The 11,821-nt window shown below is 60.3% G+C and carries 9 protein-coding genes and 1 pseudogene; 4 read left to right on the forward strand and 6 right to left on the reverse strand.

Annotated elements, in window-relative coordinates; genetic code table 11:
• The first annotated feature begins 155 nt into the window (after positions 1-155).
• The 3 genes from AB9K34_RS10910 (at position 156) to AB9K34_RS10920 (ending at position 2,394) form a co-directional block, all read left to right on the forward strand.
• Positions 156-614: a hypothetical protein gene (locus AB9K34_RS10910; protein ID WP_369954457.1), complete on the forward strand. Its 459-nt coding sequence runs from the start codon at positions 156-158 to the stop codon at positions 612-614.
• Between the two features lie 170 nt (positions 615-784).
• The gene (locus tag AB9K34_RS10915) at positions 785-1,381 is read left to right on the forward strand and encodes a DUF6088 family protein (RefSeq protein ID WP_369954458.1); all 597 of its coding nucleotides are present in this window, start codon (positions 785-787) and stop codon (positions 1,379-1,381) included.
• Between the two features lie 2 nt (positions 1,382-1,383).
• The gene (locus AB9K34_RS10920; protein ID WP_369954459.1) at positions 1,384-2,394 is read left to right on the forward strand and encodes a nucleotidyl transferase AbiEii/AbiGii toxin family protein; all 1,011 of its coding nucleotides are present in this window, start codon (positions 1,384-1,386) and stop codon (positions 2,392-2,394) included.
• Positions 2,395-2,548: 154 nt separating this feature from the next.
• On the opposite strand, the gene AB9K34_RS10925 is transcribed toward AB9K34_RS10920, so the two are convergent.
• The gene (locus AB9K34_RS10925; RefSeq protein ID WP_274574959.1) at positions 2,549-3,142 is read right to left on the reverse strand and encodes an SMC-Scp complex subunit ScpB; all 594 of its coding nucleotides are present in this window, start codon (positions 3,140-3,142) and stop codon (positions 2,549-2,551) included.
• 3 nt (positions 3,143-3,145) lie between these two features.
• The gene (locus AB9K34_RS10930) at positions 3,146-4,036 is read right to left on the reverse strand and encodes a DUF1403 family protein (protein WP_369954460.1); all 891 of its coding nucleotides are present in this window, start codon (positions 4,034-4,036) and stop codon (positions 3,146-3,148) included.
• Positions 4,037-4,335: 299 nt separating this feature from the next.
• On the opposite strand from AB9K34_RS10930, the gene AB9K34_RS10935 reads away from it, so the two are divergent.
• Complete coding sequence (locus AB9K34_RS10935; RefSeq protein ID WP_369954461.1) at positions 4,336-5,421, forward strand: tyrosine-type recombinase/integrase; 1,086 nt, start codon at positions 4,336-4,338, stop codon at positions 5,419-5,421.
• A gap of 244 nt (positions 5,422-5,665) precedes the next feature.
• On the opposite strand, the gene AB9K34_RS10940 is transcribed toward AB9K34_RS10935, so the two are convergent.
• The 4 genes and pseudogenes from AB9K34_RS10940 to repC all read right to left on the reverse strand — a co-directional run bounded on the left by AB9K34_RS10940 (position 5,666) and on the right by repC (position 11,811).
• Positions 5,666-7,222 carry a hypothetical protein gene (locus tag AB9K34_RS10940; RefSeq protein WP_369954462.1) on the reverse strand — a complete coding sequence of 519 codons (1,557 nt, stop codon included), beginning with the start codon at positions 7,220-7,222 and terminating at the stop codon, positions 5,666-5,668.
• Entirely contained in the window at positions 7,219-9,162 is a 1,944-nt protein-coding gene (locus tag AB9K34_RS10945; RefSeq protein WP_369954463.1) for a TIR domain-containing protein, read from the reverse strand. The genes AB9K34_RS10940 and AB9K34_RS10945 overlap by 4 nt, the downstream gene beginning before the upstream one ends.
• A gap of 270 nt (positions 9,163-9,432) precedes the next feature.
• Positions 9,433-10,419 (reverse strand): annotated as a pseudogene (locus tag AB9K34_RS10950) (ParB/RepB/Spo0J family partition protein); the annotation flags it as partial.
• Between the two features lie 180 nt (positions 10,420-10,599).
• Positions 10,600-11,811 carry a plasmid replication protein RepC gene (repC, locus tag AB9K34_RS10955; RefSeq protein WP_369954464.1) on the reverse strand — a complete coding sequence of 404 codons (1,212 nt, stop codon included), beginning with the start codon at positions 11,809-11,811 and terminating at the stop codon, positions 10,600-10,602.
• Positions 11,812-11,821 lie beyond the last annotated feature (10 nt).

Below are 11,821 nucleotides of genomic sequence, written 5' to 3' on the forward strand. Positions count from 1 at the left end.
CGTCGGCATGCCCGCCTCTTGCTCCTTGATCATCCCGATAATCTGCGCCTCGGTAAAACGGCTCTTTCGCATTCGTCTGCTCCTTCAAGGTTGGGCAGACTCTACATCATGATGAGGGATTTCGCGGGGGGCAGGTCAAGCAAAACACAGCTTTGTTGTTCCAGCTGAAATGGCAAGATCCGGTTGGCCTGGACGACAAGGCAAAGCTCAGCGCCGCACGCAACTTTGAACAAGGCGGCAACAAGTGGGTCGCGGCGACACTTAGATGGTTAGATGCCTACGGCACAGCAGAACTCGGCGTACGGGCAAATATGACGCTGGATTCGGAAACAGATGTGCTGTTGGTCGTGATAGGCCGGTACACCGGGCCGCTGCTATCGGCTGGAGGCCTGGATCGGAGAGCCGCCTGGACAGATTGGGCGAGCTTACTCCAATCGATTTCCTCGGGTGCGCTCGTAACCCTGAGCAAGCTTTGCGAGGATCTCATACAACGCCAACAGGCCGTTACCGAGCTAGAAATTGACGATTCGTATGCCTTCCCAATCGGGAGCATGACCGTGGCATTCGGAATGTCACAGCAGACAGCAGATACCAACGGCCCCATCTCGCTTTAGGCACCCGCAAAGTAAGCTCTGCTATTCGGATGTCTGCTTCGGACGCATAGTCGCTCTTCTTCGCACACAAATCACAGTTCAGCGGCTTCACCCGGCGTATACACTTGGTCAATGCCGCTCCACTTGACGTTCAGAAAAACATACCATATTTTCTGACATGGAGTTGAACCATGATCACGTCGAAAATCAAGCAACGCATCCTAGGGAAGGGCCGAGGCGCCATCTTCGCACCTTCGGACTTCCTCGATATCGGGTCGCGCGCAAGCGTGGATCAGGCGTTATCGCGCCTGGCCGATCAAGGTGTGATCCGGCGGCTGACACGTGGGCTCTACGATTATCCCAGGCTCAGCCCGCGCTTCGGACTATTGGCGCCATCCGCCGATGACATCGCGCGCGCTGTTGCCCGGAAGGACAACCAGGTTCTGCAACCCTCCCCTGCCATGGCGGCGAACCAGCTCGGCCTGTCCACCCAGGTCCCGTCTAATCCGACCTACATGACCGACGGGCCTACCCGAACGAAGACGGTCGGGCGGCAGGTGATCCAGTTCCGCAATGCCTCTCCGAAGACGCTGGTCGGGGCTGGGTCGAAGACAGGCACTGTTTTCCAGGCGCTCCGCTATGTCGGCAAGGATCGTGTCGACGATCAGGTGATCGGCAAGATTGCCCGCTCGCTGGATGCCAGGGATCGGGCGCAGCTCGCAAAGCAAAGCCGACATGCCCCAGCCTGGATGCATCCGGTCGTCCAGCAGATCGTGGCACGCGCCTGAGCATGGATCGGTTCGCGAACGATACACCTGAGCATCGTGACGAAGCCTTTGGACAAGCCGCGGCAGAACTTGGCTTTGCCAAGGCGATTGTTGAGAAGGACTTCTGGGTCTGCTGGTCGCTCCACCATCTCTTCGCCCTGCCCTCCTTTGGCGATCACCTGATCTTCAAGGGAGGCACGTCGCTTTCGAAGGCTTACGACGTGATCCACCGGTTTTCCGAGGATGTGGATCTATCGCTCGACCGCACCCAACTCGGGTTTGAGGGAGATCGCGATCCAGAGAACCCTGACCTTTCTAGCGGCAAACGCAAATCTCTGCTGCAAGATCTTCAGGATGCCGCCGAGGCCACTGTCGCGGGACCCTTGCTTGATGAGATCAACGCGGTTTTCTCCGCAAGCCTCGAACTGCCCTTCTCCCTCACGATTGATGAAGACGACCCACAAACCGTGCTGTTCGCCTATCCCTCGCTACGTGCCGACAGTGACAGCTACATCCAGCCGGTCATTCGGTTCGAGTTCGGTGCACGTGGGGCACAGCTCCCGGCTGAACAACGGCCAATTGTGGCTTACGTCCAACAAGCCTTTCCTGATCTGCCTGGGTTGAATGCTGTCGATGCCCGAACTCTCGGGATCGAACGAACTTTCTGGGAGAAAGCGACGATCCTCCATATGCTCTTCCATCAGGATGAACAGAAACCACTCGCCGACCGAATGTCCCGTCACTACTACGACATGGCCCAGCTGATCGGGCACGATGCCAAGGCGCGTGCGCTGGCTCACATTTACCTCCTCGACGAGGTCGGCCACCACAAGTCCGTGTTCTTCAAGGCGGCTTGGGCAAGATACGAGGACGCGAAGCCAGGATCACTGCGCCTGCTTCCCAATGAGAAGCTCGAGGCAGCCCTCCGTCGGGATTACGCGGGAATGCGGGAAATGATCATCGGCGACGCGCCAAGCTTTGATGACGTGATGAGCGCAATCGCAGGGCTGGAAGCCGAAATCAACACGCTCTGACTGCGACCGTCTTGTCGATTCGAACACCGCTCGGCTTTGACCACCGGTCCGCCAACCCTCTGCCCCGAGTCCGTCATGAGTTATAGGATGCCATTCTATAACTCACAGATAGGGCAGATTTGAGCGATAGGACGAATGGCACGACGCACAAGCATCATCCTTCCGCCAATCCCGCGTCTTCCAATTGCTCCCGATCCGGCAAGTCCCGGAGCGACTCCAGATCGAACGCCGTGAGGAACTGATCCGTCGTCACGTAGGTGTAGGGCGCCCCGCGTCGTGGGGATCGTGGTCCCGTGCCGATGAGACCGCGTGCATGCAGCCGCCCGATCAAGTCCCGGCTGATCTCCTTGCCGAAGATGTCCTTGAGTCCGTCGCGGGTGATCGGCTGGTGATAGGCGATGGCCGCCAGCACAGCGACGTCGTACTCGCGCAGATCGAGATCCTGCTCGCCCACATCGGCGGCCGCCCGGATCGCTGGCGCATAGGCCGACCGCGTCCGCAACAGCCATCCGCCAGCGACCTTCGCGAGCTCGAAGGACCGGCCTTCGAGATCGGCTGCAAGGTCCTCGATCAGCAGATCGACCGAGGCCCCCTGCCCCACCACCCGGGCCAGATCCTCGCGCGGTACTGGCGAGGCGGACGCGAAGAGCACCGCCTCGATCCGGCGCATCCATTCCCGCCAGCGCAGGTCGGCGGGCAGGTCAGTCAACTCTCGGTCCAGATCGGCTTCGGAGTGATCCTTGGCCATCGGTCAGACCCCATAAAGCCGGAAGGTGTCGCGCCCGGTCAGCTCACGCACGGCGCCCAACTCAACCAGCCGGTCGCAGAACCGACGTGCCGCGCGATCGGAACGCAGCGAGATGAGCGACGCCGGCGCTACCACGTCTCGGCTCAGGAACAGTACCAAAGCCTCATCGGATCCCTTCGCCCGGAGCTTCGGCGCGACCTCCTTCAAGCGCGCCACACGGCGGGCAAGATCAGTGGCCTCTCGGGTCGCTTCGGTCGCCGCCGCCGCAATCGCCCGATGACAGGCCAGTTGCAGGTCTGCGCCGCTCTTCCGCAGATCGGCACGACTCAGACCGAGCGCCAGAAGCGGCAGGACATAAGACCATCCGAGCCCTTGTGCCAAAGCCGCGTCAGCCAAGATCGACGCCGTAGCGGCATCCCGCGGGCGATCCTCGATCACGGCTTGGAATACGGCCGCGGCACGCGGGACCGGCGCTCCCTGCCCCACATCCAGCCACGTTGCGATCTGCTCCACTTCAACATTAGGCAACGCCCGATGCAGCGCCTTGGTCGAAACTGGTCGTTCGACCGCGCACTGCCAGGACAGACAGACCTCTCCCGCCGGTCCGGGGCTGTCGCCGGGCTGCAAGAATGCCACCGCATCACGCAGCTCCGACGCTCGTTCCTGGCGTCCCTGGTGCGTCACACACGCCTCCGCCGTGCGCAGCGCCAGCCGTGCCCGGAGCAAGGTCTGGGGGACATCCTCGCGTTCCAACACAAGATGCAGGTAGTTCAGCGCGGCGCCCGACAAAAACGCAACATCTTCAAGGGTTTCAGCTCGCGCGGAGGTGACCCAGGCTGGCATCCGGGGTAATGTGTCGAGGTCGCTGATGGGATCGTGTCGGGCGAATGTCATACCGGAAGCCTAACCCAAGGCGGCGCTTTCGTCCACAATATGGCGTACAAACCGCCCCACCCTACTGCTCTTCACTATGTCCAATAAGTTTGCATTATCGGACATCAAGAGATACTGCTAGAAGGCAGTTCAATCTCACCGCTGGATTTTCTGAAAAATGCCCTCAGAGACCAAGAAATCGACGTCAACGCCCTCCGGTAAGCATAATGATGCTCAGCTTCGTCGTTTGTTGGCAAGGTGCCTCCAAATGCGCTGCCTCTCGTTGCACTCGAACGCGCATTTCTCGGAGCATTCTTGAGATGAGCCAACGAAACGACGGAGACGAGAGCGATCAACAGGAAAGCGCTGGCATCGCCCTGCCCTCGCATATCGCAGGGTCCGGAACCCTCGATCGACTGGTCGACACGGCCCGCGATTATGCCCGCGCCGCGGCCTCGGACAACACGCTGAAGGCCTACGCGAGGGATTGGGCGCACTTCGCTCGTTGGTGCCGGATGAAGGGTGCCGAGCCGTTGCCTCCGTCGCCGGAGATGATCGGGCTCTATCTGGCGGACCTGGCCTCCGGGATGAGCCTCTCACCTTCGCAGTCGGCGTCCCGGCCCCTGTCGGTCAGCACGATCGACCGCCGCCTGTCCGGTCTCGCCTGGAACTATGCGCAACGAGGTTACACTCTCGATCGCAAGAACCGCCACATCGCGACGGTGATGGCGGGGATCAAGCGCAAGCATGCCCGCCCGCCGGTGCAGAAGGCGGCGATCCTGGCCGAGGACATCCTCGCGATGGTCACCACCCTTCCTTTCGACCTCCGCGGACTGCGAGATCGCGCGATCCTTCTACTGGGATACGCCGGTGGCCTGCGCCGCTCTGAGATCGTCAGCCTCGACGTCCACAGGGATGACACGCCGGACTCCGGCGGCTGGATCGAGATCCTAGACGGCAAGGAGGGTGGCGGCGCCCTGCTCACGCTCAACGCCAAGACCGGCTGGCGCGAGGTCGAGGTGGGCCGCGGATCGAAGGACCAGACCTGCCCGGTGCACGCGCTGGAGCAATGGCTGCACTTCGCGAAGATCGACTTCGGCCCGGTCTTCACCCGGACCTCGCGGGACGGCAAGCGGGCGCTGGTGGGGCGGCTCAACGACAAGCACGTGGCCCGCCTGATCAAGCGCACGGTGCTCGACGCCGGGCTCCGCGCGGAGCTGCCCGAGAAAGACCGGCTCGCCCTGTTCTCCGGTCATTCGCTGCGCGCCGGCCTCGCCAGTTCGGCCGAGGTCGACGAGCGCTACGTCCAGAAACACCTGGGCCACGCCTCGGCCGAGATGACCCGCCGCTACCAGCGCCGCCGTGATCGGTTCCGGGTGAATCTGACGAAGGCCACAGGTTTGTGATCCCCGGACAGCGCGGCCAGTTGGCGTGGCATCGGGTGTCGCTGCCTCTCACCCGCGGTTCGAACGCGAAAGCCCGAATTCCGATGTAATCTGGACGAACTGCGTCACGCCGCCTGCCCGCTGAGCCGGCCATAGTAGCTGCGTTCGAGATGCAGCTCCCCTGCCCCGGCCTTCTCGACCATGCCGCGCAGCTACCCTTTGAACAGGCTGTCCGCATCCGAGCACATTCCCGAAAGTAGCCCCGCTAGATATAGAATTTGAATGGCTGCGGTCCGCCCTCCCGCGCCGAACCCATCACAAGGATGTCGCCGACCATCTTCGCGAAGCGAACCGTTACCGGCAGCCCGTCGTTGAAGTTACACGAGTTATAGTTGATCTTTGTCAGTCCCATGATGTCAGAAAGAACCGTCCGCATCTCTGGTTGACGATGCTTTGAGCGCAAGATCGTCACCATAAGCGGGTTGGGTGTTTCAGGCCCGATATACGTATCCAGCTGAGGGACGTAGCCGCTCGTCCAAAGGTAGGCGTTTTTCTCGTCCAGATTTAGGGCCGTTCCCCTGATCACGGGGTAGTCGCCTGCACGGAAGAGCTTTGCGTCACCACCCGTTGGCCTGATCCGTACACCGACGACATTCGTCCCTTTCGGCGCCGCGCGACAGAAGGCATTCCACTCCTCGTCGTTGAATGACGCCTGCCCATGGATGAAGAGCTCCTTGGGCGGTTCGGAATGCAGGTCCCGATACGCTTCGATCACAGTTCCTAAGAGTTCTTCCGCGGCGTGGGCGTTTAGATGGTACTCGTACTCGCCGGTCTTCCAAGGGCCATTCGCGCCGCGGAACACCACGCCATCGCCTTCACTCAAAAACATCTGCGCCGCGCAGCAGACGTGATTATCGCGGTTGTTCGGGAGGTTTTTGTAGACCATCCCGATGTAGCATACCCCTTCGCGCACGTTCGACAGCCTCCAGGGCGGTCGGTCCTGAGTCTTGTAGTAAAGCCCCGTCGCGATGTTCCACGCCACTGTCGCCGGGTCTTGGGTGGTTCGCTTGGGATAGCCCGCATTGTTGGTGAACGCTGTCGGTTCGAGGGTCGACTCGCGCAAGATCTGAGATGGCGCGATCGAGAGCAAGGTCGCCTTAATGTGCCTACGGAAGTCGGGAATGTCGTCAAACACGTCCTCGATGCGCGGGTTGAACCGTTCGTCCATGAAAAGGAATGACTGGGGTGACCTTGCGCGCTGCTTCTTGGGCGTTTTTCCGGCGACGAGGGTCAGACCGGCCCGCCTCGATTCCGGACGGCAGCGCTCATAGACTATCTCGGGCACGACGAATATCCATACGTCGATCGATCCCTCTTCGTTCCGCCTGAATTTGTGGACGCGCTCAGTGTAGATACGGGCGACCGCATCGACGGCCTCGTGCATGTTCTGCACCCTCGTCGCACGCTCGATAGCGTCGAACTCGACCGTCAGCGCCCTGAGCCGATCTGGATCGAACGTAACGCCGAATGTCTCTTCCAGCCCGGCGAAATCCGCGAGATGAAGGCGGTCCTTCTTCTCCGTCGGCCCCGGAGGCGGCACCGGTATCCCCGAAAGCAGCCGTCGGCTCCAAGAGCGGAAGTGGCCGATCCCGACCGACGTCCCGACAACCCCAATTCGAACCTCTCGAGCCTTCCTAGGACCGTCATGAGGTCCATATAGATAAAGGCCATCCTTTGGGTGGTGACTTCTCTGGTCATGGCAGAAGTCGAGTTCTGGCTCGTCGAAATGATCCACGATCAAGTGTGCCTCGGAAAACCTCATGAACCGTCTCCTTCGGGCACAGCATCTTTGTCATCAGCCCCTGGCCGACCGAGCGTGCTTTCGTCCTGCTCTTCGGCATCCGGATCGCCCACGTCTGGAAGTGCGGTGCTGACCGGTGACGTGAAGAGAAGTGGCTCAGCTGAACGAAGCATGTCCTGGCCCGGAGCCAGCGAAACCCGAATGTAGGCCGACTCACCGGACATAATCTGAAGGAATGCCAGAAGCCGCCCATGCCATTGCTTGTTGCGCCAACCCTTGCAGCCCGATCTGCGAAGGCGATGCATCTTCTTCGGGTCGTCTATGCGTCCGCCCAGCTCTGTATCGTTGTCCTCCGCGAAAAGGACGCGCGCCTTCAGGCGGAAGTGCCAGAAAGGCCAGTTCCGAGGAATCGCTGTAACCCCATACGACCAGACATGCTTTCGGGCAATGTTGCGCAGCATCGACGACCGGCGCTCGCCTTGCCGGCCCCAGGGTACCCGTTCACCAATTCCAACCTGGCTGGGGGACACATGGAAACCATCGCCGTTGGAGTACGCGTAAGCGACCATGCCGATCTTCCTGCAGTGCCGTTCCCATCCATCGCGCAGCAGGGCCGTGAGCATGTTCGACAAATCGCGCCCTGCGACACCGATCTCGGGCATACCCTTATCCACCGCATCCACAATCGGCACAGATGTACGCAGGCGCAACTTCGCCACACCTCCGAGGCTTTCCTCAATATCAGGCGGCGCTGCGAAAGTGATCACGCCTCGCTCATGCGCGACGGCGGGAAACGACAGCCCTTGCACCCGTCTCTTGAGGACGCCGGTTTGGACTGCTCCCGTCGCCTCGTAGAAGTGGAGTTCATCGGGCATTTCCAATATCTGAATCCAATTCGAAACCAAGGACTCTGGCTCGCGGACCAGCGGAACGGCACCGCGCTTGCGGAAGCTGTCCCATTGAGCTGCGACCGCGATGTTCTCACGACTGCACGTCACGCCTTGGCGGCGCAGCGTCTCAAGAAGCTTCGAAAGCCCTTCCGCCCAACCGCGTGTGAAATCGGCAGGCGTCGCATCGCGGAGACCATCAATCTTGGCCCCCTCCTCAATCCGTAGCGGGACTATCAAGCGAGCGTCGCCGAGACTTGCGGCAAGCGTTTTCGCCCTGTCAATGAGATCCATAGCGTCTTCGTTGGCGCGTGTGGCCACGCCCGCCACCGCCAGCACTTTCGCAGCGCGGTGCTCCAGTGCCACTCCAATCTCCTTGTGCCATCTGTCTCCAGGCTCTAGGGTCAGGATTTCGGAAAAAACGCGATACCCGTGCGCTTCGAGCTTTGGACCTAGCCATAGAATGAACTGGTCGTGGTCGGGGCGTACTCCGACGAGGAACAGGGTATCCCGTTGCGCCTCCGCCTCAACCTCGCTGTCCATCCCTGGCTTTGGAAGCAACGCTTGAAGGACGGAAGGTGGCGTCAAGCGGCCCTCGCGCTCATCCAGCGTCTCATTCAGCATCCGCTTCAGCGTACTACCGCTCGCAGGGGTCCATAACTTGGGATGAGCTTCCTCGATGTCAGGATGAGCGCGCAGCAACGCTTCAAGATCCTCGCGCCCGAAGATGTTTGCCGGAGATCGAATGGCGGGGCCGCAAATTTCCACGAGGTCCTGCTTCCGTTGTGGGGTCATCGCTACAGACGTTGACAGGATGTAGCGATCGGGCGCCAACTGATCGATCTTCGCTCGCTCCTTGGACATCTCACGCTTCAAAGCTGAGATAGCAGATCTCTCGTATCTCTTAGCTTGTAGGATCGTCAGGCTTTGCGCCTCCGGCGCGTGGCGTCCATCTATTCCACCATCGGCTCCTTCGCCGAATTGCTCGAAGCGGATGCCAAGAGCACGACCGATAAGATCGGCTGAAAGCGCCTCGAACTCAGCGGGCGATAAGGCAGAGAAATCGACAGGCATAACATCTATATATCGCCATCTAGTCCAGTTTACACCCAACATTTACCGCACAGACATGCCGATTTGGTTTTTCACAGAGAATCTAGAGCGCAGGTGCAATGTGGCTGGGTTGGACTAAATAAACCTGCGGGCATCATTTCTGGAACGGGTTTCCGCGATCACGTCGTTGAGGCGACAACTGATGTGTCACCGTGAAGGTTGGCATTCCGCCCCTGGCGGGATATTCCCGATGGGCTCGAGCAGGCGGCGGTTGTTGAACCAGTCGACCCATTCGAGGGTGGCATACTCGGCAAGCAGGTTGGCATGGCCCGCGCCTTCATCATCTGTCATCGGCGCCGGGTCTCCGCTCAGCCGCCGAAAACCGTGGCTGTAGCCATAGGGCAGATCGAGCGAGACTTCGATCCATTTCCAGCCCTCGGTCGCTATGGCTTCGGCTTCAGCCTGAAGCTTCTCGCTGACCAGACGATCGAGCAGGGCAGGGTCTTCCAGCCAGCCGCAGTCATCGCCCTGGAAGAGGTCATGCAACATGGTGCCTCCAGCCGACTCATATGCCTCGACTCCGACAAAGACGGCACGACGGTCAGAGGCGTGCACAGAGGTTTCGGTCAACATCCGCCGAAACTGATAGGGCTCCTTGTTCCAGAGCGACCGGATCGCCTCCCAAACCTGAACCTGGCGCTCGTGATCCGGATTGACCGTGAAGGCCATTAGCTGGTCCAGCGTCATTTCATCCTCGGCATTAGGCTCGAGCAGGGCAGGGGCCACGGCGGCGAGTTTCAGGCGCTGTTTGACCACCTGCGGCGTGACGACTAAAGCGGCCGCGATCTCTTCATCGCCCTGACCCTTCTCCCGAAACGCCACGAAGGCGCGGAATTGGTCGAGCGGATGCAGGGCTGCACGCTGCATGTTCTCAGCGAGCGAGTCGTCTTCGGCGAGGATCGCGGAAGTGGCATCCCGTACGATGCACGGGATGGGCGTCGTCTTGGCCAGACGCTTCTGCTTCACCAGGAGCGAGAGTGCTTGGAAGCGCCGGCCGCCAGCGGGGATTTCGAACTTGCCGGTCTCGGACCCGTCATCCGCCAGAACGGGCCGGACGCTCAGGCTCTGCAGCAACCCGCGGCGGGCGATGTCTTCGGCCAGTTCCTCGACCGAGATGCCGGCCTTGATGCGCCGGACGTTGGACTGGCTCAGCACGAGCTTGTCGAAGGGAATGTCCCGGGACGGGGACAGGGTGACTTTCTGAGCAGATTTCGCCATCAGATCTTCTCCACGACGGGCGCCGGAAGCCACTCTTCCGATCTTACTTCCCGTCACCCCTCAAACCAACAAACCTTTCCCTCTGCTGTTCTGACGCTCCCGAGACAGGACCTTAACAGCTGTTAAGTCGTCAGTCCCGAGGTGGCGGAACAGTACGCAGTCTCTCAACCTTAACAGCTGTTAAGCTGCAGATCGTCGTCCAATCAATGCCATTACCATCGGCCCACAGGAAAACTCACCGGCCACAGCTTTGGCAGTCAGAGCTCGCAAGTATCCACCAGGCGATCTGATGTCCTCAAAGCGTTCCAGCATGGCAGAAACGACGATCGACGCTTGCTCCGGACCCATGAACCGCTGCGCTTCTTCCCATGCAGATGCACTGATCCCCATGGCTGGTCGCACATGGCATGCCGCATCAAAAAGCTGGTACCAATGCCGGATTTCGCCTTGGTAGAAGGTCTTGAGCGAGGGACATGCCGTGATCACCAGGTGCAGGGGGATCTTTGGCAGGTGTCTTGTGTCCTGTTCATCGACGTCAGCCACGGGCTCATCCCTGTCCACATCTGGCACGCAGGCCGCCACCCCGCTTTTTTCTAAAGCAGGTTCAAGATCTATGGATTCTTTATTTGAATTATAATGGTGGCGCTCAGATCGAGCATCATTGGTGTTCATTTCTTCTGTTTCAGAGCCATCAATGATGTTGCGTGCCTGATCGAGGAGCGCTTCAAGATCGGCTCGATAGGCCGCGAGGGCCTCAATTGAAAGCTTGCGGCGAAGCGCGCGCGCTGTGAGGATAGCCTTGTCACGAAGCTGGTCCCAGATGCCTAAGCCTGGCTGCATCTCGTCTCCGAACTCCGCGAGGGCCGCGAGATCACGCCGCATGAGGCTTACAACCTCTCTCAGACGCCTGACGCGCTCCTCAGCCTCACGTACGACCTCTGCGGCCCGTGCTATCTCCTCGGACTGGCAGTAGAGCGGGGAAAGATCGAAGCCAAAGGCGACGCGCTCTTCGCCGTGCTTGCGGACGTAGCGCTTTCCATTGGGGCTATCACGACGCTGGAGCAAACCAGCCTCGACAAGACGCGCGAGATGACGACGCATAGTGGAGCAGGGCATACCATTCAGGCGCTCACAGATCGCCTTGTTCGAGGGGAAGACTACCATCTCGGCGTTCCCGCCAAGTGCATCGTCTGGAAAGAAGCTGAGGAGCCCCTGCAAAACAGTCAAATCACGTTCTGACACGCCAAAGGCCGCTTGCGCCTTGGAGAGCTCGCGCAGGAGTTCCCACTTGTTGACGGGTCTACCCGGAACAGATGCCTCGGGTCGCTCGATCACGCGTAGATGGGCGTGCGAGATAGGCCGCATAAACGGCGAAATCGGTGTGTACTCCATGAAAACGTTC

The organism is Sedimentitalea sp. XS_ASV28 (genome assembly GCF_041224545.1).
Classification (GTDB): domain Bacteria; phylum Pseudomonadota; class Alphaproteobacteria; order Rhodobacterales; family Rhodobacteraceae; genus Sedimentitalea.